Origin of the sequence: Streptomyces pallidus (ex Mingjun et al. 2026) (genome assembly GCF_051550185.1) — a bacterium.
Taxonomy (GTDB): Bacteria; Actinomycetota; Actinomycetes; order Streptomycetales; family Streptomycetaceae; genus Streptomyces.
This window is the reverse complement of the sequence record NZ_CP196182.1, coordinates 108,141-129,729: the sequence shown is the minus strand read 5'-3', so window position 1 is coordinate 129,729 and position 21,589 is coordinate 108,141. Positions and strand designations below refer to the sequence as shown.

At 71.7% G+C, this 21,589-nt stretch carries 23 protein-coding genes and 2 pseudogenes; 13 read left to right on the top strand and 12 right to left on the bottom strand.

From position 1 onward, the window contains the following. Nucleotides 1-28 precede the first annotated feature (28 nt). The 3 genes from ACSHWO_RS35580 to ACSHWO_RS35570 all read left to right on the top strand — a co-directional run bounded on the left by ACSHWO_RS35580 (nt 29) and on the right by ACSHWO_RS35570 (nt 2,711). Nucleotides 29-1,429, top strand: a complete 1,401-nt coding sequence (locus ACSHWO_RS35580) for a DUF7507 domain-containing protein (protein WP_438319461.1) — start codon at nt 29-31, stop codon at nt 1,427-1,429. 68 nt (nt 1,430-1,497) lie between these two features. After that, complete coding sequence (locus ACSHWO_RS35575; RefSeq protein ID WP_438319460.1) at nt 1,498-2,406, top strand: DUF885 family protein; 909 nt, start codon at nt 1,498-1,500, stop codon at nt 2,404-2,406. Then, nucleotides 2,373-2,711 (top strand): SCO4225 family membrane protein, encoded by a 339-nt coding sequence (locus ACSHWO_RS35570; protein ID WP_438319459.1) that lies wholly within the window; start codon nt 2,373-2,375, stop codon nt 2,709-2,711. Before ACSHWO_RS35575 ends, ACSHWO_RS35570 begins: the two co-directional genes overlap by 34 nt. Nucleotides 2,712-2,895: 184 nt before the next feature. On the opposite strand, the gene ACSHWO_RS35565 is transcribed toward ACSHWO_RS35570, so the two are convergent. Further along, on the bottom strand, nt 2,896-3,027 hold the full coding sequence (locus ACSHWO_RS35565) for a hypothetical protein (protein ID WP_438319458.1): 132 nt from the start codon (nt 3,025-3,027) through the stop codon (nt 2,896-2,898). A 26-nt stretch (nt 3,028-3,053) separates the two neighbouring features. Between ACSHWO_RS35565 and ACSHWO_RS35560 the strand changes: the two are divergent. Further along, nucleotides 3,054-3,238: pseudogene (locus ACSHWO_RS35560) on the top strand (WYL domain-containing protein); the annotation flags it as partial. A 66-nt stretch (nt 3,239-3,304) separates the two neighbouring features. Here ACSHWO_RS35560 and ACSHWO_RS35555 read toward each other — a convergent pair. Then, nucleotides 3,305-3,673 carry a hypothetical protein gene (locus ACSHWO_RS35555; RefSeq protein ID WP_438319457.1) on the bottom strand — a complete coding sequence of 123 codons (369 nt, stop codon included), beginning with the start codon at nt 3,671-3,673 and terminating at the stop codon, nt 3,305-3,307. A 64-nt stretch (nt 3,674-3,737) separates the two neighbouring features. Continuing rightward, a complete protein-coding gene (locus tag ACSHWO_RS35550) occupies nt 3,738-4,571 on the bottom strand; it encodes an amidase domain-containing protein (protein ID WP_438319456.1) in 834 nt (277 codons plus the stop codon). 1,046 nt (nt 4,572-5,617) lie between these two features. On the opposite strand from ACSHWO_RS35550, the gene ACSHWO_RS35545 reads away from it, so the two are divergent. The 3 genes from ACSHWO_RS35545 to ACSHWO_RS35535 all read left to right on the top strand — a co-directional run bounded on the left by ACSHWO_RS35545 (nt 5,618) and on the right by ACSHWO_RS35535 (nt 8,244). Further along, nucleotides 5,618-6,883, top strand: a complete 1,266-nt coding sequence (locus ACSHWO_RS35545) for a molybdopterin-dependent oxidoreductase (protein WP_438319829.1) — start codon at nt 5,618-5,620, stop codon at nt 6,881-6,883. After that, nucleotides 6,880-7,416, top strand: coding sequence for a hypothetical protein (locus tag ACSHWO_RS35540; protein ID WP_438319455.1), 537 nt, complete (start codon nt 6,880-6,882; stop codon nt 7,414-7,416). Before ACSHWO_RS35545 ends, ACSHWO_RS35540 begins: the two co-directional genes overlap by 4 nt. Before the next feature lie 267 nt (nt 7,417-7,683). Continuing rightward, a complete protein-coding gene (locus ACSHWO_RS35535) occupies nt 7,684-8,244 on the top strand; it encodes an SMI1/KNR4 family protein (RefSeq protein ID WP_438319454.1) in 561 nt (186 codons plus the stop codon). Nucleotides 8,245-8,263: 19 nt separating this feature from the next. Here the strand turns inward: ACSHWO_RS35535 and ACSHWO_RS35530 are convergent, their stop codons facing one another. The 6 genes from ACSHWO_RS35530 to ACSHWO_RS35505 form a co-directional block, all read right to left on the bottom strand. Beyond that, nucleotides 8,264-8,728, bottom strand: coding sequence for an iron chaperone (locus ACSHWO_RS35530; RefSeq protein ID WP_438319453.1), 465 nt, complete (start codon nt 8,726-8,728; stop codon nt 8,264-8,266). Nucleotides 8,729-8,988: 260 nt separating this feature from the next. Further along, entirely contained in the window at nt 8,989-9,486 is a 498-nt protein-coding gene (locus ACSHWO_RS35525; RefSeq protein WP_438319451.1) for a helix-turn-helix transcriptional regulator, read from the bottom strand. Between the two features lie 255 nt (nt 9,487-9,741). Further along, the gene (locus ACSHWO_RS35520; RefSeq protein ID WP_361101081.1) at nt 9,742-10,152 is read right to left on the bottom strand and encodes a VOC family protein; all 411 of its coding nucleotides are present in this window, start codon (nt 10,150-10,152) and stop codon (nt 9,742-9,744) included. 167 nt (nt 10,153-10,319) lie between these two features. Further along, a complete protein-coding gene (locus ACSHWO_RS35515) occupies nt 10,320-10,670 on the bottom strand; it encodes a hypothetical protein (RefSeq protein WP_438319450.1) in 351 nt (116 codons plus the stop codon). 297 nt (nt 10,671-10,967) lie between these two features. After that, nucleotides 10,968-12,038: a peptidoglycan-binding protein gene (locus ACSHWO_RS35510; protein ID WP_438319449.1), complete on the bottom strand. Its 1,071-nt coding sequence runs from the start codon at nt 12,036-12,038 to the stop codon at nt 10,968-10,970. A 549-nt stretch (nt 12,039-12,587) separates the two neighbouring features. Beyond that, a complete protein-coding gene (locus ACSHWO_RS35505) occupies nt 12,588-14,789 on the bottom strand; it encodes an MMPL family transporter (protein ID WP_438319447.1) in 2,202 nt (733 codons plus the stop codon). 272 nt (nt 14,790-15,061) lie between these two features. Between ACSHWO_RS35505 and ACSHWO_RS35500 the strand changes: the two genes are divergently transcribed. Both ACSHWO_RS35500 and ACSHWO_RS35495 read left to right on the top strand, forming a co-directional pair. Further along, the gene (locus ACSHWO_RS35500; RefSeq protein WP_438319446.1) at nt 15,062-16,216 is read left to right on the top strand and encodes a sensor histidine kinase; all 1,155 of its coding nucleotides are present in this window, start codon (nt 15,062-15,064) and stop codon (nt 16,214-16,216) included. 17 nt (nt 16,217-16,233) lie between these two features. Continuing rightward, nucleotides 16,234-16,902 carry a response regulator transcription factor gene (locus ACSHWO_RS35495; RefSeq protein ID WP_361101096.1) on the top strand — a complete coding sequence of 223 codons (669 nt, stop codon included), beginning with the start codon at nt 16,234-16,236 and terminating at the stop codon, nt 16,900-16,902. Between the two features lie 361 nt (nt 16,903-17,263). Here the strand turns inward: ACSHWO_RS35495 and ACSHWO_RS35490 are convergent, their stop codons facing one another. Next, nucleotides 17,264-17,722 (bottom strand): MarR family winged helix-turn-helix transcriptional regulator, encoded by a 459-nt coding sequence (locus ACSHWO_RS35490; protein ID WP_438319445.1) that lies wholly within the window; start codon nt 17,720-17,722, stop codon nt 17,264-17,266. 63 nt (nt 17,723-17,785) lie between these two features. On the opposite strand from ACSHWO_RS35490, the gene ACSHWO_RS35485 reads away from it, so the two are divergent. Next, a complete protein-coding gene (locus ACSHWO_RS35485) occupies nt 17,786-18,154 on the top strand; it encodes a VOC family protein (protein WP_438319444.1) in 369 nt (122 codons plus the stop codon). Between the two features lie 47 nt (nt 18,155-18,201). Here ACSHWO_RS35485 and ACSHWO_RS35480 read toward each other — a convergent pair. Further along, nucleotides 18,202-18,297, bottom strand: a pseudogene (locus ACSHWO_RS35480) (IS21-like element helper ATPase IstB); the annotation flags it as partial. 75 nt (nt 18,298-18,372) lie between these two features. Here ACSHWO_RS35480 and ACSHWO_RS35475 point away from each other — a divergent pair. Together ACSHWO_RS35475 and ACSHWO_RS35470 are read left to right on the top strand one after the other, a co-directional pair. Further along, nucleotides 18,373-19,032 carry a TetR/AcrR family transcriptional regulator gene (locus tag ACSHWO_RS35475; RefSeq protein WP_438319443.1) on the top strand — a complete coding sequence of 220 codons (660 nt, stop codon included), beginning with the start codon at nt 18,373-18,375 and terminating at the stop codon, nt 19,030-19,032. Continuing rightward, on the top strand, nt 19,029-20,426 hold the full coding sequence (locus tag ACSHWO_RS35470) for a carotenoid oxygenase family protein (protein WP_438319442.1): 1,398 nt from the start codon (nt 19,029-19,031) through the stop codon (nt 20,424-20,426). Before ACSHWO_RS35475 ends, ACSHWO_RS35470 begins: the two co-directional genes overlap by 4 nt. A 120-nt stretch (nt 20,427-20,546) precedes the next feature. On the opposite strand, the gene ACSHWO_RS35465 is transcribed toward ACSHWO_RS35470, so the two are convergent. Further along, a complete protein-coding gene (locus tag ACSHWO_RS35465; protein ID WP_438319440.1) occupies nt 20,547-20,807 on the bottom strand; it encodes a cold-shock protein in 261 nt (86 codons plus the stop codon). 376 nt (nt 20,808-21,183) lie between these two features. On the opposite strand from ACSHWO_RS35465, the gene ACSHWO_RS35460 reads away from it, so the two are divergent. Beyond that, nucleotides 21,184-21,582: a CU044_2847 family protein gene (locus tag ACSHWO_RS35460; protein ID WP_385839421.1), complete on the top strand. Its 399-nt coding sequence runs from the start codon at nt 21,184-21,186 to the stop codon at nt 21,580-21,582. The last annotated feature ends 7 nt before the right edge of the window (nt 21,583-21,589 follow it).

Here is a 21,589-nt window from a genome sequence, read left to right as displayed (position 1 = left end):
CAACAGCGTCGACGCGAAGGGAAGAACCATGACCACCCCTCCTGCTGCTCCGCTCCGGGTCGCCCTGGCCAACGGCAGCTTCGAGCAGCCCGTCGTGGCCGGTGTGGAGATCCTGCCGGACGCCTCCCAGACACAGGCGTCCAAGCGGGTCCCGGGCTGGCTCACCACTGCCACCGACCACAGGATCGAGCTGTGGCACTCGGGTTTCCAGGGGGTTCCGGCAGCCGACGGAGCCCAGTTCGCCGAACTCAACGCGAACGAGGTCTCCACGCTCTACCAGGACCTGCCGACCACGCCCGGTACGAAGCTGTACTGGCGGCTGTACCACCGCGGCCGCGCGGGGGACGACACCATGGCACTGGACATCGGCGCCCCCGGTGCCGCGGTGGAGCAGCGCCGCTTCACCGACGGCAACACCGCCTGGGGTTACTACACCGGCACGTACACCGTCCCGGCGGGCCAGACCCTGACGCGCTTCGCCTTCCGTTCCGTCTCCGCCGCCGGCGGAAACCGCAGCGTCGGCAACTTCCTGGACGGCATCTTCTTCGGCACCGCCCCCTACCTGGTGCTCGACAAGACCGCCGTCCCGGCGGGCCCGCTGGACGTGGGCGACGTCCTCACCTACCGCATCACCGCCAGGAACGAGGGCGGCGGCCCGGCGGAGAACCTCGTCCTCACCGACGTCATCCCGCAGGGCACGACGTACCTGCCCGGTTCCCTGCGCATCGTCGACGGCCCGAGCGCCGGAGCGAAGAGCGACGCCCGAGGTGACGACCAGGCGTACTACGACGCCCAGGCGAACAAGGTCGTCTTCCACCTCGGCAACGGCGCCGACGCGACGGTGGGGGGCAGCCTGCCCAACACCGAGACCCTGCCGTCCGGGACCACGGTGGAGTACCGCGTCGGCGTCGACCGGGCCAGCGGCGGCAAGCAGATCAGCAACACCGCCACCGCCTCGTACGAGAACCGGCTCGGCGAGACGCCGGAGCCGTTGACGGTCACGTCCGACGAGGAGGTCACGCAGGTCAGGCCGGCCGCCGACCTGACCGTGGCCAAGGCGGCCGACGCGACCACCGTCACCGTCGGCCAGACGGTGACCTACCGCATCGCCGTCCGCAACGCCGGCCCGAACGATGCCAGTGGCGTCACCGTCACCGACCGGCTCCCCGACGGCCTCGCCTTCCTGTCCGCCGACGGCCCCGGAAGGTACGACCCGGCCACCGGACGTTGGGCCGTGGGCGGCCTGGCCGACGGCGCGACCTCCACCCTCGTGCTACGGGCCAAGGCCACCGAGGCCGGCCTGATCAGCAACACCGCCACCGCCACCGCCAACGAGAAGGACCCCGACACCACCAACAACACCGACACCGTCAGCGTCTGCGTCGAACCGGCCCCCTCCTGCTGCGACCCCTGCGCCGGCCGGAAGTAGCCGGCCCCGGGCGCGAACGACGAGCGCGTCTACGACCAGCACGTCCCCCGCCCGGCACGAGCTTCCGCGTGTCCCTCCCGGACACCGGGTGGCCGCGGGCGCAGAGCGACCCGTGGCTGTCGACGGGCCTCAACCGTACGCTGATGCCCAACATGGCCCTCCACGAGGTGGCCCCCGGACACGCCGGCCACGGCAGGGCACTGCGCCGGGCCGCGACCGACGTCCGCCGCACGCTCCACTCGGACGCCTTCATCGAGGGCTGGACCCACTACGGCGAGGAACTGGCCCTGGAGCAGGGCTTCTGCGGCGGCGACCCGCGCGTCGCGGTCGCGGTGGCCCAGGACGCGCTGCGCAGGGTCACCCGCTTCGCCTGCGCCATCGGCTTCCACACCGGAGCGATGACCCTGCCCGACGCGGCGGCCCGGTTCACCCGGGACGTCTCCCCGTCCGGGCCCGCAGCCCGGCACGAGGCCGAGCGCGGGCTGTTCGACCTCGCCATCCTCGACCTGCGCGAGCAGGCCGCGGCCCGCTGGGGCGGCGCCTTCTCGCGGCGTCGCTTCCACACCGCCCTGTTCGACCTCGACGCCCCGCCCCTGGGCCTGCTGCACACGGCACTGGAACGCGGATGGACTCCCTCGCCGCCTGCGGCAGGCCGAGCAGGTCGAACACCGTCCCGATCGGCGCCGGCTGCTCCGCCTCTACCGCGAGGCCGTCCTCGTCGACGTGCTCAACCCCAAGGCCGTCCTGTTCCTCCTGGCCTTCCTCCCGCAGTTCGTGCCCCACCGGCGGCATTCACCTCGGCCTGGCTGCCCTGGTCGTCGTCTGGCGCCCGATCAGCGGCTGGATCACCGTCCCGCCGCCCGGGCCGGAGTGTCCCCAGGCGGGCCGGCCTCCCCGCGCGTACGGGTACGCTGGCCGACCGGAAAGCTACTCACGGAGAACCATGCGGGCTGGACTGCGCACGTTCGTGCGCCTGACCTTCGGCAACTGGCTGTCGGTGTCCTACCTCGGCCTGGCCGCCTTCCTCCTGGTGTTCGGCTTCGGAGTGAACGGCAGCTATGCCGGGGGGTTGCTGGGCGGCCTGCTCGGGCTGCCCACGCTCCTCGTCCTGGTCGCACTGGTCAATTCCCTCGGGTCCTGGGCCGGGGGAGACGTCGTGACGGTCTGCGTCGTCGTGGTCTCGTACACGTTCCAGGCGTTCCTGCTCGGGCTGCTGCTGCGAGCCGTCAGGACGAGGCCCCAGCGCGCCGGGGTTGGCAGGAGCGGCGACCCGCAGACGTGACCCCAGCTGCTCCGGCGCTGGTCAAGAGGGTTACCCCTCCGATCCATGGTGTGCCGCTGCCAGCATCTGCTCACTCTGCGGGGAGGGCGGACGGCCGGTGCCGGCGACGCCGGGAGCCCGCGGCGGGGAAGTCCGGCCCGCCGGCGGGCCGCGTGCACGGTCGACCCCTCGGAGTCCGTGCGGGTCAGTGGCCGCCGCGCGGCTCGAAGCAGCCGCCCTCCACGTACGGGCCGTGTGCCTCGACCCGGGTCACGGTGCCGGCCTGCCCAGGGACGGCCAGGGTGCCGCTGACGCAGGCGCCGGTGCCCCTGAGCACAGCGCGGGGCCGGTCATGGGCGCGGTCGTGCCGGCCGTCCCGACGCGGACGGCTGGCTGCGGCTGGAGCGACGTTCCAGGACCTACGACACGCCGAGTGGGCGCTGTGGTAGCTCAGCACGGAGGTCGAAGCCCTGGCCCCGGAGTCGTTGCGGACGTCCCTGCGCGACCGCGCCGCGGCGGTCGCCGCCCGCTACAGCGACTCGTGCTGAGATTCCCCCAAGCGGGCATCTGCGCGGGATAACGGTCAAAACGCCAGCAGTCGGTCGCCGGTGTGCCTAGCAGCCGTCGCCGAGGGTGATTCCCGACGCGGCGGCCGAGTGCACCGCGTACAGCTGGATCAGCTCCAGGGGGATCGCCAGCACGCTGAACCACACGGTGGTGCCGGCCAGCAGTCCCGGCCAGGTATCCCCGAGCCGGAGGCCGTACCGGCCGCGCAGCCACCGCGCGAGCAGCACGCACACCGCCACCGCCGCCACGCCGAGAGCCAAACCGGCCCACCGTGCGGCGTACTCCGTCACCGGGAGGGGCAGGTGCCGGCAGGCTTCCTCCTGCCGGTCGGCCCACTCGGATTGGATCTCCTGCGTGTGCAGTGAAGTGGCCACGCCTGCTACGACCAGGAGCGGCACCAGCAGTGCCGCCGTCACTGTGCCAGGTGTGGCGGCACCGGGGTCGGCGTCTGGCGTCTGGCGCGCCACGCGGTGCGGGCGGCTAACCGCAGTCACCGAGGACCGATCCCGACTCGCCGGGGCTGTAGGTCGTCCACAGCATGAACAGTTCCAGCAGAATCGCCAGCACGTTGAGCATGGCGCAGACGAAAGCCAAGAGTCCAGGCCAGGTGTCCCAGAGCGGGATGCCGCAGCGCCGACGGATCCACCGGGCGAGCAGTACGCAGACGGCCATGGCCGACAGGCCGAGCAGCGGTCCCGACCACGCGAGGACGTATTCGACCTTCGGGAAGGGCATGTGGCGGCAGGCCGCCTGCTGCCGGTGCACCCAGTCCATGTCGATGTCTTCGACGCGCAACGAGGTGACCACACCGAGAATGGCCACGACCGGGACGAGCAGTGCCGTGATCACCATGCCGGACGTGACCGTGCGGTCCTGCACGGCGCGCGATACCGCGGGGGAGGAGGAGGTGTCCATCAGTACCAATTCGGGTGGGGCCGGACGATGCGGATGCGCTGCTCGCCGTGGTGTGCAGGAGGAAGCCATGTAGGTCTTTCGCCAGCCAGCTCGTTCCAGAACGTGAGCCTGGACAGCCGCGAACACGTCGCCACCAGGAAGGCCGCTCTCCCGTCCCCAGGTGTTGTCCCCGCGGGGGCCCAGCCCGAACTTCTTCTGCATCCCTCCGGCCTCTAGGGCCGACGACGTGAAGTTGGCGCAGTTGTTCTTGAAGTCGAGATCGTCCAGCTTGTCCCAGTGGTCGAGTGCGTACCGCACCATCTCGACCCGGTCGATCTTGCCGTCGGGGCCGCGGATCTCGCGCCCGACCTCGGGCGGCAGGCCTTGGAGGTCGGCGAGGGTCACGGGGTCGGCCCGCATGAGGTCCTTCTGCTGTTGCGGCGTCAGGCCGTCCCACCAGGTACGGACGAGGTGGGGGTCCTTGCCGACCGGGATGTCCGCCCTGAGTATCTCGAACTCGACGTGGGACGCCTCGACCAGGATCTCGTTGTGCGCCTGTGAGGTGTCGGAGACGTTGATGGTGTTCCGGCACCAGGGCGGGGGTGGTTTGGCCCGCAGTGCTGGTGCGCACCTGATCCTGCAAAGGCCGGTCGGGCGGCCCGACGGCCACGGACGCGGCGGCCGTGGCGCGGCTCGCGGCCGGACACGAGGCCGCGGTCGTCCCCGTGTACCCGGCGGATCAACCCGTGGTCGCCCACGTCCTCGCTAAACGGGTTCAGGGGCCTGAGCCGCTGGTGCTGCGACCGGAACGGTTCACCCCTGTCGCACGTGCCGGCGCGACCAACTCGCCACCGAGCCGGATCTCCCACCCCGCCGACCCGCTTGCGGCCGTTGAGCCGGTAGCCGCCGGGTGCGGTGCGGGCGGGGACCTCGGGGCGCGGGACGCGGGCGAGGAGGTCAGCCCGTGTGAGCCTGCCCCCGTACGCGAGGGGACGAACTCGGCGCCCAGCCCCTCCTCGGCGAGCGGGTGCTCGGTTGTGACGGGCGGACGCGCCGGTCGTCGGCGGCGAACAGGGCCCGCAGCCCAGGCGGTACCGCAGGCCACGGCCCCGGCGAGAACCGCCGTCTCGCGCTGTCCGGGGCGAGGTCGGGCGATTCTCCGACCGGTTCTTCGGAGCTGGCGTGTCATGGGACCCTCGCTGCTTCGGTGCGGCATGTTCTCCTCGACGGGCGACGTCCCGTGAGCCCTCGTTTGCGGGAGTCTGCGGAGGTGTCCTTTGGGTGCGAGCGGTAGCGGGCAGAGCGGTCCGGAAGAAGCACCGCGGCCCTCGCCGAAGGACCGGGGGGTGCACGGGCATCCGGTACCGCGGGCGAGCAGCCGACCGGTCGCGGCCGGTGGCACTTCAGCCGAAGGGCCGGGCGCGGAAGAATCCGCGCCGAGCCGTCCGACGCGCCTTCGGTCGGTCCTGGAACGCGCACGGACGTCCGGACCGCCGCCTGGTCCCTTCCGGCCGGAGTTCTGGCGCAGCCCGCTGCGGGGGCCGTGGCTGACGGCGGTGTTCGGGCTGATCCTGCTGGTCGGGATCACCGTTCTCTTCGTGACGGGCCTGGTGTCGTATGCGGCGTACAACCCGGATCTGTCAGCGGTGAACGACCAGACGCCCGACAAGGGGTGGCTCGGGTTCTCTCTCTTCCCCTGGCCGACGTCCCCCTACTGGCTGTACCGCGTCACCCAGGGGGTCCACGTCACGCTCGGGATCGTGCTCGTACCCGTGCTGCTGGCCAAGCTGTGGTCGGTGATTCCCAAGCTGTTCGAGTGGCCGCCCGTACGGTCGGCCGCGCACGGCCTCGAGCGGCTGTCCCTGCTCCTCCTGGTGGGAGGCGCGGGCTTCGAATTCGTCACCGGCATCCTCAACGTGCAGCTGCACTACGTCTTTCCCGGTTCCTTCTACACGCTGCACTTCTACGGGGCCTGGGTCTTCATCGGTGCCTTCGTGGTCCATGTGGCCTTCCGGCTGCCCAGAGCGCTGCGCGCGGTGCGGCACAGGACGGGCGAGCCGGCGGTCGGCACGAAGGACGCGGCCGGACTGGTCTCGCCCCGTCCGGCGGCCCCGACGATCTCACGCCGGGGCGCGCTCGGCATGGTGGGGCTGGGCTCCCTGGTACTGCTTGCGGTCACCGTGGGGCAGAGCGTGGGCGGGTGGTTCAGGCAGACGGCGCTCCTCGCGCCGCGCGGACAGGACCCCGGCTCCGGGCCGAACGGCTTCCAGATCAACAAGACCGCAGCCTCGGTCGGCATCCGACCCAGCGACATCGGCCCCGCCTGGCGCTTGACCGTACGGGGCGCCGGCCGTCAGGTCGATCTGACCTACGACCAGCTGCTGGCCCTGCCCCAGAACGAGTCGTTCCTGCCCATCGCCTGCGTGGAGGGTTGGTCGACCTCCGACCAGCGCTGGAGTGGGGTCCGTCTGACGGACCTGGCCGCCTTGGTCGGGCTCGGCACGAACACTCCGCAGGTGCTCGTGGAGTCGGTGCAGCGTGGAGGGTCGTTCAGGTCGGTGGTCCTGCGCGAGAACCAGGCCCGGGACGCCCGCTCGCTGCTCGCCGTGCGCGTCAACGGTGCCGTGCTGTCCCACGATCACGGCTACCCTGCCCGAGTGATCGTCCCCGGAGCCCCCGGAGTGCACAACACCAAGTGGGTCACCCGCCTCACCTTCGGAGGGCCGGCATGAGGTCCCCCCTGCCGGAGGCGGCCACCGGCGCATTCCGCCGCTGCTACGGCGCCTCCCCGCTGCACCTGCTCCTCGTCCTCGCTTCCTTCACCCTCGCCGTCTACGCGGGCCTGCGACTCCTGAAGGGCGACACCCTCGGCGTGGCCCTGTGGTTCGTCGGGGCGGCGCTCCTCCACGACCTAGTGCTGCTGCCCTTGTACTCGGTGACGGACCGGGCGGTGCAGGCGGCCTTCGGGAGTGCCTCGGGCGTCGGCGTCCCCGTGGTGCGGGCGGGCGTCAACCACATTCGCGTGCCGGCCTTCGTCGCCGGTGTCCTGCTGCTCGTCTGGTGGCCCCTCATCCTCCGTCGGGTGGATCACTTCACCGCGACCACGGGCCTTCCCGCAGACGGGTTCTTCGCGCGCTGGCTGTTGATCACAGCAGGTCTCTTCGCAGCCTCAGCAGCAGTCCTTCTCGTCAGGATGTGGCGCGGGACGAGGGCTGCGAGACGTGCCGCGCGGGTTCGGGCGCGGGCGCACAGGGCCAAGAAGTGACGGCCTCCGGTGGAGTACCACCACTCGGTCCTGTCCGCCCCGAGGCCCGGGCGTGACGGTCCGGTGCCGCAGTGCCGACAGCGGCCCAGGGGAAGGTGCGGTGGACCAGGGGGATGTGCGGGCCCACCCGGGGCACAGGACTGCGGGCCGGTGACGCCGACCGGCAGCGGGCTCCAGCTCCGTCACGGCCGGGACGCGGCCGCTGGTACCCCTACCGGCAGCAGGACCGGCCCGGCTGGAGTCCCTCCCTGTAGCGTCCCTCCCGTGATGCCCCTCGATGCACTCGTCCGCCTGTGCCCGCCGCCCACCGATCCGCCCCCCGCGGTGGACTGGGCGCAAGCCGAACGCACCCTGGGTGTGGGTCTGCCCGCCGACTACAGGCAGCTCGTCGAGGAATACGGCGACGGCGTCTTCGACGAGACGATCTGGCTGCTCGTCCCCGACTCCGCCTACAACGACTGCGACCTTTACGCACAGACGGCGGAACGGGAGGAGATCCTGGCCGACCTGTGGGAGTTCGAGGACAAGCCCGCCGCCCTGCGGGAGCCGGGGGCGAGGGTGGTGCCGTGGGCCTTCGAAGAGGGCACGGGGGCTTTCCTGTACTGGCTGGTGCGGCCCGGTCGGCACCCCGACGAGTGGACCGTGCTCTACAACGAGGGGCGCGGCCCGCTATGGGAGCACCACGACATGGGGTGCCTCGCCTTCCTGCTGGCGGTACTCACGGGAACGGCGGAAACGGGGTACTTCGGCTACCTCCGCGAGGTGCTGAAGCCGACGGTGCACCGCTTCGCGACGGCCGACGAGACCCTTGGAACCGCCGGGGAGTGAACCGCCGGCCGCTCCCAGGCTAGGCGCACGCCTTCTTCACGAGTGCGCTGACGAGCTGTTCGTCGGCTGCGGTCAGCTCCTTCAGGGCGAAGGCGGTCGGCCACATCGCACCGTCGTCGAGTGCCGCCTGGTCGCTGAACCCGAGCGTCGCGTAACGCGACTTGAACTTCTCCGCGCTCTGGAAGTGACAGACGACCTTGCCGTCCCTGGCGTAAGCGGGCATCCCGTACCAGAGCCTGGGTGCGAGATCGGGAGCGGCAGCCTTGATGATCTCGTGGATCCGCTCGGCGAGGACCCGGTCCGCTTCCGGCATCTCGGCGATCTTCGCGAGCACGTCCTGTTCCGCTGCCGCCTCCTTCTCCGCCTTCGACGCACCGCGCCGCGCCGCCGCCTTCTTCTGCTCCTGTGCGTGCTCCTTCATCGCGGCCCGCTCCTCGGCGCTGAACCCGCTGTACTCCTCGGTGGACGACTTCGTGGACGGCATGGCGGTCTTCCTCTCATACAGGGCGTGACGGGGTGCGTCGGTCACGCGAGGTAGCGGCCGGCGCGGCGCGGGGGCCGTGCTATGCGGCGGTCTCCCATACGAACCCGTCGGGGGTCGGTGAAGGTGTCGGTGGTGCTGTTGGCCAGGGCGCGTCGCTTGTACAGGGCGAGCTTGACGGGGCTGGAGGGGATCGGCCACCTCCAGGGTGACGGACGCGAGGGACGTGGGGGCTGCGGTGGAAGCGTTGGTTGCCATAACCGTCACGCTAGGGGCTGCGCGGCGGCCGGGGCTTCTCGATTCCTGACCGGTCTCGCGACCCGCTTCGCCACGCACGCCGGCATCCCCTCCACCTTGACAGCCGCACCCTGCGCGTAGGCCGAACCCCCAGCGGCCGCCCGGCGCCGGAAAATCCCGGGCGGCATGCCGACCAGCTCGGTGAAGCGGGTGGTGAACGCGCCCAGCGACGCACAGCCGACCGCGAAGCAGACCTCGGTGACGCTGAGGTCGCCCCGCCGCAGCAGTGCCGTCGCCCGCTCGATACGGCGCGTCATCAGGTACGCGTACGGCGACTCACCGTAGGCGGCCCGGAACTGTCGACTCAGGTGGCCGGCGGAGATGTGCACGTCGCGAGCGAGCGCCTCCACGTTCAGCGGCTGCGCGTACTCCCTGTCGATCCGGTCACGCACGCGGCGCAGCCGTCCAAGGTCCTCCAGGCGCTGCGCCTGCACGCGGGCACGCCTCCATTCAGGCCTGCACATGAGACCCCTCCCCGTTGTCGTTCGTCTTCCCATGCCATCGACGTCGTCGGCCGTCCGGGGTGCCCGTTCGGCGGGCACCCCAGACGCCCGGTGGTGCGGACCGGCCCGTCGGACTCGACCCGCCGCCCCGGCAACTGCCGGACGGCAGCGGGACGCAGTCCAGCTCACAGTCGGTTCAACGAGACCCTGGCGAGCAGCCGGCAGTCAGGCACGTCCACTCTGCTGCCCCGGCCGGCCTCTGGGTACCCGCAGGGATCAGCGCAGCTCCTGAATGCGGACCAGGTTGCCCGCGGGGTCGCGGAAGGCGCAGTCGCGGACGCCGTACGGCTGCTCGGTCGGTTCCTGGACGACCTCGGTGTCACCGGCCTGGACCTTCTCGAACGTGGCGTCGAGGTCCGGGGTGGCCAGCAGGATCCAGCCGTAGGTGCCCTTGGCCATCATCTCGGTGATCGTGCGCCGCTCGTCCTCGGTGATCCCGGGATCAGCGGCAGGCGGCGCCAGAAGGATCGACGTACCGGGCTGACCGGCCGGGCCGACCGTGATCCAGCGCATCCTGCCCTGCCCGACATCGCTGCGGACCTCGAAGCCGAGGACGTCGCGGTAGAAGGCGACCGACGCGTCCGGGTCGTCGTGGGGGAGAGCGGTCGTGTGAATGGTGATGTCCATGACGAGCAGGCTAGACGCGGCTCCGTGAGCCGAGCTTCTCGATTCCTGATCGATCCGCACCCGCCCACATGTGGGCGTGCCGGTGACCGGCGCGGTCAGGTGCACACACCTGGACCACCCCGATCACCGGCGGGGCGGTCACGCCCCGCCCACCCCCTGGCGTGCGGTCAGGCGATGGCGAGGCGTACCTGCGCGTCCTTCGTGCCCTTGAAGGTGAACGAGAACTGCTCCCGCACCCCCGAGCTGCACGCGGACTTCGTCTTGTACTCGCCGTTGCCGGCGTTGATCCGGACGACGGCGCACTTGCCGTCCACTCGGGTGTCCTGGAGCCAGCCGGACACCTTCACGTCGTTGCCGGAGCAGCTCAGGGTCCAGCTGGCCGACGCCCCGTCGATCACGGGGGACGAGGAGGACGGGCAGGTGGCCGCGCTCGCCGGACCGGCCGCGCCGAGGGCCAGACCCCCGGCGAGGACGGCGGCCGAGACGGCGGACGTGAGGGACTTGCGGACAGCAGGCATGGGTGCCCCCTTCGGGCGGCGTGGTGAGTGGAAGCGGACCGGAGCCATGGTCCGGACCTGTCACCCGCCGAAAGGGCGGGTTGTCCGGGACCGCCGGCCGCGCAACCAGCATGGCCGGGACGGCCGAGCCCGGGGAAGAGGATCCCGGCGGCTTGCCGAGGCGCATCGATGCACCCTGCATGCAGGACCGTGACCTGGCGCTATGGCGGCCACGGCCTGCCTGGTGCATGTGGTCCGGACGGTCCTCCAGCGAGCCGGGTGCGGCGCCGTGTGCGAGCGGTGCGCGCGCCGCCCGCCCTACCTGGAAGCGGGGGGCGTCGGGCTGGTGGTCCTCTGATAGTCGGGTGCCTTGACGGGCGGGAGCTGTTTCACCAGCAGGGCCAGCCAGGTGTCCACGTCGACCTGGCCGGTCACGGGCAGGCCGTGAGTGCGCTGGAAGAACCGCACGTCGTCGGCGCTGGCCGCGGTGAACTTGCCCGACACGGCCGTGCCGCCCTGGCCCACGTTGTTCAGGAGTTCCTGCGCGGCCCTCACCTCGGATGCGCCGGATTGCGGTCCCACCTCCTTCACCAGCTCGGGCCAGGTCCGCACGCCCACCTTGCCGTCGGCCGGCAGGTCGTGCCGCTGCTGGAAGTCCATGACGGCGTCCCGGGTGTCCTGCCGGAAGAAGCCGTCGGCCAGCAGCTTGTAGCCGTGCGCGTTCAACAGGTGCTGCAGGGCGCGGCCACGGGTGAACTGGTCCTCCTCGCCCATGCGCAGCAACGGCCACGCGTACGGTGTCCTGCTCTCGGGAGTGGCTGCGGCCGCACCGTCGGCCGCAGCGTTGTGGCCGCGGCCGGAGAGCCGCTCCTGCACGACCATTCCCAGGGCGAACGCCACAACCACGGCCGCCGCGACGAACATCGGCCGGAGCCGCCGAGAGAGTTGCCCGGCGCGAGCGGCGCGAACACCAGTGCCCTGCGAACCGGGGCGGCCGGCATCGGGGGCGGGGGGCTCGTCGGACCTGTCCGAGGAATCCGCCGGTGCGGTGCGCTCCCCTCCACCGGCGAAGGCCTGGGCACGGCCGTTCCCCAGCAGCGCCGCCCGGCACAGCGTCCTCGCCCGTTCGAGGTCGGCCGTGGGGGCGTGCAACTGGGAGTGCAGGGCCTCCACCACCCTCAGGGAAGCGGTCGAGGGGTGTCCGGGGTTCAGGTAGCGCGAGAGGGTCGTCTGGTCGACGCCCAACTTCAGGGCCAGGGCCTGCTGCGTGGGCCGACCGCCGCCGGTCCGGCTTCCGGCCTCCTCCCACCAGCGGCGCAGCATCCACGCCAGCTGCACTCCCGCGCTCCCACCCTGGTCCCGGCCGGCCGTCGCCCCTGCAGCACGCACGTGTCCCTCCCCGTCGTCGTGTGGAACAGCCGAGGCCTTCGCACCGCCGTGCATGGCGGCATAACCGCAGGTCAAGTCAGCGCATAGGCACAGGCATCCCTGCATCGGCCTCAGCGGCGCCGATCGTAACGACACGGCCGCGCCCTCCGGCACAGCCGTCCGCCGGCCGAGCACGCCCCCGTCCGGCTCCAGCCGTTTCGCGGCCGCAGGACGAAGCCAACTGCGGCCGCGCCGTGCGTTCACCCGGACGAGTGTTGTGGAGCAGCGCCTCACGGGGACGGACGCGCCCCTGCCGGGCACAGCTGGGCCGTGGACGGTCGGGTCGTGTTCCGGAGGCCGCCGTCCTGGTCGCCGTCGCCGTCGCGCCGGGGACGGCGTGTTTCGACCAGTGTCCAACCAGTTCTTGCCGTCGTAGTGGCGGGGTCAGATCGCCACGGCGACGGCGGGTGTCGGACGCCCGACCCAGCCGGACGGTCCCGGGCGCGCCGGTGCGCGCGGATCCCTGACGTGACCCCGCGCGCACCGGCGTCCCGCGCATGGCGCGACGTGTCAGGGCACCAGGACGCGTTCCGGCGCCTCGGCTCCCGGACTCGGCCGGGACGCCGCCGGCCGAGGCCTCACGGGCCACCAGACGGACCGGCCCAGGAGCACCGCGCACGCTGGTACCAGTACGACCGACAGGACGAACGCGGAGAGCAGGATCCCGAGCGCCGTCGCGAAACCGATCTGCTGCGTGGCCTCGATCGGGTTGACCGCGAGGCTGCCGAAGGAGGCGGCCAGCACCAGTCCGGCCGTTGCCACGGCCGGCGCGGTGTGCCGCACCGCCCTGGTCACCGCATCCCTGGCCGGACCCGGCCGTTCCATCTCCTCCCGGATCCGGTCGGTCACCAGGATGTTGTAGTCGGTGCCCAGCGCGACGACGAACAGGAACAGCACCAGCGGCAGCGTGAAGGCCACGCCCGGCCGGCCCAGCCCGTGCTGGAAGACGAGCGCCGCGGCACCCAGCGTGGCGGTGAACCCCAGGCCCACCGCGAGCATCAGGATCAGCGGGGCGAGCAGGCTGCGCAGCAGCAGGAAGAGGATGAGCGCGATCAGGGCCGCCGCGACCGGAAACACCAAGCGCAGGTCCTTCTCCACGGCCGTTGCGACGTCGGCGAATACTGCCGCGGTGCCGCCCACGTGGACTTCGGTGCCGTCCGGCCGGTGAGCCGAGACCGCGTCGCGGACCGCGCCCGACGCCAGGTCGCGGGCCGCCTGGCCGTGCGGATCGGCGTGCGGGAACAGGTCGATGCGCGCCGCCAGACGGTCTTGGCTCAGTACCGTCGGGGCGATCTGACCCACCCCTTCCAACCGGGCGAGCGTTCCGGCCAGCGTGTCGAGCCTGCCGGTGGTGAGCGGTGCGTCGTCCGAAGCGGTGACGTACACGCTGATCGGGTCGGAGACGCCGGCCGGCATGGCCCGGGAGATCTCGGCCGCGGTGGCGGCGGCGGCCGTCCGCTCGCCGCCTGCGCCGCCCGACCCGTAGTCCATCCGCATGCCGGCCAGTCCCGCGGCGAGGGCGCCCAGCAGCGCCACGGAGGCCAGGATCGCCGTGCGGGGCCGTTCGCCCACCCAGGTGCCCAGCCGGGCGGCCGAGCCGCCGTGGGGCTCGCGCTGGTGGGCCCGTGACGGCCAGAACATCCTGCGGCCGGTGACGGCGAGCAGGGCCGGCATGAAGGTGAGGCTGCCGAGGAGCATCACCAGCACGGACACGGCGATGGCCGGGCCGAGCATCCGGAACTGTCCGAAGGAGGCCACTCCGAGCGTGGCGAACGCCGCGACGATGGTGAGCGCCGCCGACGTCACCGCCGTACCCACGCGCCCGGAGACCTCCGCCGCCGCGTCGCGTCCCGGCTGCTCGGGCCGCCGACGCAACTGCTCGCGGAAGCGGAACAGCAGGAAGAGGAAGTAGTCGATGCCGATGCCCACCAGTACGACGTTGATGAGCTGCGGGGTGGACGGGTCGAGGGTGACACCGGTCAGCATCGCGGCGCCGACCACCGTGCCGGTCGCCGCGCCGCCGATGACGGACACGACCAGGAGCGGCAGCAGCGCGGCGAGCACGCTGCGGAACACCAGCACGTGCAGCAGCACGATCACGCCGAGCATGGCGACGGCGATGACCCGGGCCCGCGTCTCCTGGGCCTCGACGTCGTCGACGGTGGAGGCGAGCGCGCCCGTGTAACCGGTCCGGAATCCGGCCTCGGCGAACCCGGCCCGAGCCTGCTCGCGGAAGGCCCGATAGGTGTCCTGGAGCCCGGGGTCCTGGGGGTTGCCCTTCAGTTCCACCGACAGCAGCCGGAAGGCGCGGTCCGGGGCGGTCATGGCCGGGGCGACCTTCGGGGTCTGAGAATGGTCCTGGGCGAAAGGCGTCTCCTCCTCGGGCTCCGGCATGGCCACCCGGTGGGTGCCCAGCCTCGCCGCCTCCTCGTCGATGCGCCGCTCGTCGGCCTCGCTCAGCTGCCCGCCGTCCCTCCGGCCCACCAGCACGGTGAGCGTGTTCGCGTCCGGCTTCACCCCGAACCTCTCCTCGGCGACCTTCAGGGCTGCCGCCGAGTCGTAGGAGGGGGGCAGGAATTCGCCGGTGTTGCTCTGGGTGGCGCGGAAGACGAGCGCCTGGCCGGCGATGGTCAGGGCGATGCCGAGCACGGCCCAGACGGCTATCACCTTCCACGGGTTCCTCGTCGAGAACCCGGTCAGGGCGCGGATCACGTGACTCCTCAGGTCTGCGGGGTGGACCGGGGGTCCCCGGCCGGTCTCCAGACCACCAGGAACGGGCCGTGCGATCGTCGGCGCACGGGAGGAACTCCACCCCGGGAGCAGGGTCCGCAGGCGGGCCCCGACCAGGACCCTGGTCCTGGTCTGCCACCGGCCCGCGGGACGGTGGCACCAGCCGGCCCGCCTGCCAGAATGGGTCGACAGGAACCGGCCCGAACCGCCCCCGCACCGGTCGGAGGCCGGCCGGCGGGGAGGGACCGGCAACGATGAACAAGGGCACCGACACGTTGCGCTGGACGCGCAACGACGCCCTGGTGGCGCTCGGGGCCGCCGCGGCCGACCTCTTGGGCTTCTCCCTCGCCACCCAGTCCGAGGGGATGCCCCTGCCCGTCCCGGCCGCCTGCGCGCTCGTGGCGGCGGCCCTGTGCCTACTCGCCCGCCGCAGCCACCCCGTCACCGTGCTCGCGACGGTGCTGCTCCTGGGGGTCGTGCCCAACCTGGCCATACCGGACGCCTCACCGCGCTTCCCGCTCGGGCTCGCCGCCGCCCTCTATGCGGTGGTCCGGTTCGGCCGCCCCGCCGTCGCCGCGGCTTCCGTCGTCCTGACCGTGCCGCTGGCCTCCCTGGGGCAGGGCGGGACGCTGGTCCCGGCAGGCTGGTCCGTCGTCGCCAACGCGGCTGCCGCGACCCTGGTCGCAGCCGCGGCCGTGGTCGTCAACCGCTGGCAGCGGGAGGTCGCGGCCAACCACGCCCTCCAGGCCGAGCGCGCGGTAGCGGAGGAACGGCGCCGGATCGCCCGGGAACTCCACGACATCGTCGCCCACCACATCACTGCCATGCAGCTGATGGCGGGTGGCGCGCGCGCCAACCTGGCGCACGACACCGAGGCGGCCCGCGAGGCCCTCGTCGCCCTGGAGGACTCGGGCCGCATCGCCCTGCGTGAGATGCGCCAACTCCTCGACGTGCTACGGGCCGGAGAGGAAGCGGACGAAGCCCCGCCGGCCCCCCAGCCGGGCACCGCGGACCTGGAGCGGATCGTCACCGAGTCACGACTGGCCGGCACCGAGACGGACTTCACCGTCGAGGGCACGGTCCGCCCGCTGCCGCCCAGCGTCGGCCTCACCCTCTTCCGCATCGTGCAGGAGGCACTGACCAACACCCGCAAGCACGCGGGGCAGGCGCGCGCCCAGGTGCGGCTGACGTACCGCCGGGACGAGGTCCGCGTGGAGGTGTGCGACGACGGGGCCGGTCCACCACCACCGCCGGCCGCCCGGCCCGCACCGGGAACCGGGTACGGTCTGATCGGTATGCACGAACGCGTAGCCCTCCAGGGCGGAACCCTGGAGGCGGCCGCACGCGACGGCGGCGGATTCCGGGTAGCGGCCCGCCTTCCGGCACCGGCGGACCGGGGCGGCGAGTGAGGGGAACGACCACACCGATGATCCGCGTGCTCATAGCCGACGACCAGCCCCTGGTACGGCGGGGCCTGGCCCTGATCCTCGGCCCCGACCCGGAGTTCGAGGTGGTCGGCGAGGCCGAGGACGGCGCCCGCGCCGTCGCCCTCGCCCAGGACCTGCGACCCGACGTGGTCGTCATGGACATCCGGATGCCCCTCCTCGACGGCGTCCAAGCCACCGCGGAGCTGGCGCGCACCCTCCCGGAGGTCCGCGTTCTGGCGCTCAGCACCTTCGACATGGACGAGTACGTGGTCGCCGCCCTGCGCGCGGGAGCCCACGGCTTCCTCCCGAAAGACGTCTCACCGGAAGAACTCGGCGCCGCGGTCCGCACCGTGCACGGCGGCGAGGCGGTCGTCGCACCCCGGCTGCTCACCCGGCTGCTCTCCGCCTACGTGCGGACCCCCGTGCCCGCCCGCCCGGTCGCGGCGGCGGTCCCGCCCCACATGACCCCGCGCGAGCGGGAGATCTGGCAGCTCCTGGCCGCCGGCCTCGACAACGCGGAGATCGCCGCGGACCTGGACATCAGCGTCTCCACGGTCAAGAACCACATCACCGGAATCTTCGGCAAGCTGGGCGTCCGCGACCGCGCCCAGGCGGTGATCGCGGCCTACGAGTCGGGCCTGGTCGAGGCGGGTCGCGGGAGCGGTTGACTCAGCGGAGCGGGATGCATCCGCACGCAGCGGTACGGGCTGCTCGTCACGACGCCGCCCACCTGGTCCGGGGAGGTCTCAGCGCCGATGCGCCGCAGAACGTCGGCCAGCTCGTAGTACGCCGCCGGACTCCCGTGCGGTCCCCACGGGACGACGAGTTCGGCACCCGTGGAGAGCCCGCGTACGCCCGGCACGCCCGCCACCCGGTGCCGGGCGGGACCCTCACGTACAGGACGTCCTGGATGTGGTCGGCGCCTTTGGTGGCTGATCGCAGTAGGGGGGTAGTCGGGGTCGCCGACACGGATTTCAGTCTCGGCCGCATTCCTGTCCGAGCGCGTCGAGACGTGCGCCGCGGAATGAGCTATGCACCCCCGTCGTCACCGCGCAGGGAATGGATCATGCTCTGTAGGATCCGGAACGCTTCCGACTGCTCTGTCCCGGTCAGGCCGGCCAGCATTCTGGCCTCGACGGACCGGACGGCTGCGCTCGCCTTCTCGAGGCTTCGTCGGCCGCGAGGCGTGAGCCGCGTGGGAAGCGCCTTCCCGACGGGTGCCTCCGCAGGCCTGGTCACGTAGCCGTCTCGCTCCAAGGCCTGGAGTAGCACGTTCATCGTCTGCCGTGTCACGAACGCCCCCCGCGCGAGCTCGGAGTTCGACAAGCCCGGTCGTTGCGCCAGCAGCTCGAGGCAGGAGTAGTGCGTCACGCTCATCCCGAGCGGCCGCAGCACTTCCTCCATGGCCGTGCGCAGCGCGCTCGACGCTTCTTTGAGCAGGTAGCCCAGTGACGTCTGCAGATCGACGCCGACACCTTCTTGACTCATGTCAGCATTCTGACATAAGTTGCCGCGTGTCAGAAAACTGACATGAAAAGAAGGAGTGCCATCATGCCCGCCACCGGCCCCGACTTCATCTCGCTCCAAGTGCGCGACCTCGACGCTTCGCAGGCGTTCTACGAGCAGTACCTGGGCCTCGTCCGCTCGCCGGCCGGACCTGCGCACGCCGCCGTCTTCGAGACGAAGCCGATCGCGTTCGCACTCCGCGACGTCATTCCCGGAACCGACCTCGCATCCGTCGCTCAGCCCGGCATCGGTGCCGCGATCTGGCTCCACGCCACCGACGTCCAGGCCATCCACGACGCGCTCGTCGCCGATGGCCACACCATCGTCTCTGCACCGATCGACGGTCCCTTCGGCCGGACCTTCGCCTTCGCCGACCCCGACGGCTACCACGTCACGCTCCACGACCGCGCTTGATCGCACTCGTCCTGCACCCGGCCCACGTCGACGGCCTCACCTTTCCCGATCGACGGCAGCAGCAGCCGCAACAGGCGGCAGGCACTGTCCATCGCCGTGTTGGCGGCCTGCTCGGTCAGTCCTTGCTGGCGGGGCAGGGTCACTGCTTCCGTAGACGCGGACGGACGAGACGGCCGGCAGGGTGGTAACAGCGTTACCGATCGGATACGTTGTTACCTGTGAACACTCCCTACCAGGACGCCCAGCGCGTCGGCCAAACCGCCGTGCGCACCACGATCCTCGACCACGCCATCGAACTCCTGGTCACGGAAGGGCCAGCCGCACTGACGATGCGTCGGATCGCCACCGGGATCGGCGCCTCGACCAAGGTCCTGTACACCATGTTCGGCGGCAAGGAAGGTCTGGCCGACGCGCTCTACCGGGAGGGGTTCGCCCGGCTGCGCCGCGCGCAGCAGCGAGTCCCCGGACGCGCGGACGACCCCTTGGCACACCTCAACGATCTCAGGGACGCCTACCGCGCGCACGCCCTGGCTGAACCGGCCTACTACCGGGTGATGTTCGAGCAGGCCGTGCCCGGCTACCGGCCGAGCACCGAGGCCCTGAACGAGGCCGAGACCGCCTTCGACACCTCGGTGGCCGCCGTCCAGGCGTGCATCGACGCCGGGGTGTTCCGGCCCGGGGACGCGTACGAGATCTCCAAGCTCTTCTGGGCGGCGGCACACGGAGCGGTGAGCCTGGAGATCGCCGGCCATTTCCCCCCGGACTCCGCGGCACGCCGCTACGACGCGCTGCTGGCGGCGGTGGGACAGACGTTCCTCGCCGCCGAGCAGGGACAACGACAAGAACGACCACGAGCACAGGGGCAGGGACTGGCATGACGATCACCAACCGATACCTGTCGGGGAGCTTCGCACCGGTCACTGAGGAGGTCACCGCGTTAGACCTACCCGTCACCGGCCGGATCCCGGCCCACCTCAACGGCCGCTACCTGCGCACCGGCCCCAACCCGCTCGGCATCGAGGACCCCACCGCCCACATCTGGACGCTCGGCGCCGGCATGGTGCACGGGGTGCGCATCCGCGACGGCCGCGCCGAGTGGTACCGCAACCGCTGGGTGCGCTCCGGCGCGGTCGCCGACCGGCTCGGGGAACCACGGCGCGGGACCCCGTTCGACGAGCGCCTGGACATCGCGCCGAACGTGCAGGTAGCCGGCCTCGCGGGCCGCACGTTCGCCCTGTTGGAGGGCGGTATACGTCCCTACGAGCTCACGTACGACCTCGACACGGTCGGCCCGTGCGATCTCGGCGTGACTCCCGAGGGCTACAGCGCCAACGCCCATTCCGTCTTCGACCCGCACACCCGTGAGCTGCACTCGCTCGCCTTCCTCTACGGGTCGGAGCATGTCCAGCACATCGTGATGGACGAGACCGGCACGGTGGTGCGGACCAGCCTGATCCACGCGCCCGGCAACCCGTACATGCACGACTTCGCGCTGACCGAGCACCATGTGATCCTCTTCGACGGCCCTGTGGTGTTCAGCGCCGTGCATCTGCCGACCGGCGTCCCCTTCGTCTGGGACGAGGCGCACCAGGCGCGCGTGGGTGTCATGCCCCGTACGGGAGGCGAGGTGCGCTGGTTCGACGTCGCGCCGAGCCTGGTCGGCCACACCCTCAACGCCTACGAGGTCGGCACGGGCGACGGCACGGACATCGTCGTCGACATCGTCCGGCACCCCGAGGGCTTCGACATCAGGGACTTCGGCACCAGCCGCCCCACCCTGGACCGCTGGCGCATCGACCTCGTCACCGGCAAGGTCACGGAGGACCGGCTCGACGACCGCACCCAGGAATTCCCCCGGGTCAACACCCGCTGCGTCGCCCGCCCCCACCGCTACGGGTACGCAGCCGCCACCGAGCTGTACGCGTCGCCCGCCGCGCCCACGGATCCGCGGCCGGACACCGGGTTCAGCAGCGCGCTGCTCAAGCACGATCTGGTACGTGGTACGACCGAGGCGCAAGAGTTCGGCCGGTTCGGAGCCGTCGGAGAGGGCGTCTTCGTCCCCGCGGAGTGGCCCGTCGCAGAGGACGACGGCTACGTGATGGCGTACGTGCACGATCCCGAGCGCGGCGCGGCGGACCTGGTGATCCTGTCCGCCCAGGACTTCACGGGCGAGCCGCTCGCCCGCATCCACCTGCCCGTCCGGGTCCCGCTGGGACTGCACGGCAACTGGGTCCCCGGTGACCGGTGGGATCCGCAGACTCCGCGTCGGTAGCGGACCACCTCCGAGGGCGGCGGGCCGGGGCCGCCAGCCGCGAGGTTCGGCCGTCGATCGGCCCACGGCATATCCGTAGGCTGACGCGGTTCCCGCACGCCCCATGGAGCCCGAAGCCGGCTACCGCAGCGTCTCCCCGCCGCCGTGCTGCCCTGGTCCGTCCTGGTTGTGGGCATGCTCCGGACGGTGGATGTTGTCGGCACGTAGACCGGCGCTGTCGTGAGTGAGGTCGAAGTGGACTCTCTCACCGGGGCGCAGACGGGGTCCGTTTTCGCGAATGGCCTGGGACTCGGCCCGGATGTCCGGTCCGGTCCCGTCCTGGCTGATGAGACCGGTTCCGCGGTCGGGGTCGAACCATTTCACGACTCCGCAGGGTGACATGCTCTGCCTCCTCATTGGCCGGATCTGGAAGCCGATACTGTCCACCCGCTCTCGGTTGGAGGGGAGGGCGCGTTCAGGGGCGTGATGCAGCGGATGCGGGCGTGGCTGCAGCGGCGGGCGCCCATCGCGCGGGTGGGCTGCGGGGGCCTGCCGGCGGCCCGACGGTCGGCTGTTCGGGGCAGACGGGGCCGCGCTACGAACCCAGGACCCCCCACCGTCACCCTCGCCGCACGACCACCCCAAACAGCCCGAACCCGGCATCGCATCCTTGACGAAGGACGTGGAGACACCCCCCCGCACGATTCGATCGTGAACCCCGTGCAGGCGCGCCCGTGTTGACGTAAATTGATGGCCCTTTGGGGAGAGGGGTGCAGGGATGGGGAACGCTGGTGAACTGCGGCTGACCGACGGCAGTGGCATCTGGGTCGAGGTCGCCGACGCGGACGGCGATGGTATCGAGCGGGTGGGGCGAGCCGGGGCGGCGCTGGCCCGGGCGGGCGAGACCCTGCAGGAGGCCATGGGCCAGATCCGGCCCGCCCTCGACGTCATAGCCGACGGGTTACGCGGAATGGCCCAGGTTCCCGAGTCCGTGCGGGTGGACTTCGGTATCAAGCTGTCTGGGGAGACCGGGATCGTTGTCGCGAAGGCCGCCGCCGAGGCCAACTTCACGGTGAGCGTGGAATGGCGGCCCCGGACCGGCGCAGAAGCCGCGCCCGCGCCCGCGTCCGGCGCCGATGCCGGCCCCGGTCCGGCCGACAGCCCGGGGGCGGCGTAGCGAAGGC

What these genes read in the sequence shown, in the direction of transcription:
- ACSHWO_RS35495 (WP_361101096.1), top strand. Translation starts at nt 16,234, where the DNA reads ATGATCCGCGTGCTCATAGCCGACGACCAGCCCCTGGTACGGCGGGGC.
- ACSHWO_RS35570 (WP_438319459.1), top strand. Translation starts at nt 2,373, where the DNA reads ATGCGGGCTGGACTGCGCACGTTCGTGCGCCTGACCTTCGGCAACTGG.
- ACSHWO_RS35490 (WP_438319445.1), bottom strand. Translation starts at nt 17,722, where the DNA reads ATGAGTCAAGAAGGTGTCGGCGTCGATCTGCAGACGTCACTGGGCTAC.
- ACSHWO_RS35515 (WP_438319450.1), bottom strand. Translation starts at nt 10,670, where the DNA reads ATGCCTGCTGTCCGCAAGTCCCTCACGTCCGCCGTCTCGGCCGCCGTC.
- ACSHWO_RS35465 (WP_438319440.1), bottom strand. Translation starts at nt 20,807, where the DNA reads ATGTCACCCTGCGGAGTCGTGAAATGGTTCGACCCCGACCGCGGAACC.
- ACSHWO_RS35460 (WP_385839421.1), top strand. Translation starts at nt 21,184, where the DNA reads ATGGGGAACGCTGGTGAACTGCGGCTGACCGACGGCAGTGGCATCTGG.
- ACSHWO_RS35470 (WP_438319442.1), top strand. Translation starts at nt 19,029, where the DNA reads ATGACGATCACCAACCGATACCTGTCGGGGAGCTTCGCACCGGTCACT.
- ACSHWO_RS35550 (WP_438319456.1), bottom strand. Translation starts at nt 4,571, where the DNA reads ATGCGGGCCGACCCCGTGACCCTCGCCGACCTCCAAGGCCTGCCGCCC.
- ACSHWO_RS35530 (WP_438319453.1), bottom strand. Translation starts at nt 8,728, where the DNA reads ATGCCGTCCACGAAGTCGTCCACCGAGGAGTACAGCGGGTTCAGCGCC.
- ACSHWO_RS35485 (WP_438319444.1), top strand. Translation starts at nt 17,786, where the DNA reads ATGCCCGCCACCGGCCCCGACTTCATCTCGCTCCAAGTGCGCGACCTC.
- ACSHWO_RS35580 (WP_438319461.1), top strand. Translation starts at nt 29, where the DNA reads ATGACCACCCCTCCTGCTGCTCCGCTCCGGGTCGCCCTGGCCAACGGC.
- ACSHWO_RS35520 (WP_361101081.1), bottom strand. Translation starts at nt 10,152, where the DNA reads ATGGACATCACCATTCACACGACCGCTCTCCCCCACGACGACCCGGAC.
- ACSHWO_RS35500 (WP_438319446.1), top strand. Translation starts at nt 15,062, where the DNA reads ATGAACAAGGGCACCGACACGTTGCGCTGGACGCGCAACGACGCCCTG.
- ACSHWO_RS35535 (WP_438319454.1), top strand. Translation starts at nt 7,684, where the DNA reads ATGCCCCTCGATGCACTCGTCCGCCTGTGCCCGCCGCCCACCGATCCG.
- ACSHWO_RS35540 (WP_438319455.1), top strand. Translation starts at nt 6,880, where the DNA reads ATGAGGTCCCCCCTGCCGGAGGCGGCCACCGGCGCATTCCGCCGCTGC.
- ACSHWO_RS35525 (WP_438319451.1), bottom strand. Translation starts at nt 9,486, where the DNA reads ATGTGCAGGCCTGAATGGAGGCGTGCCCGCGTGCAGGCGCAGCGCCTG.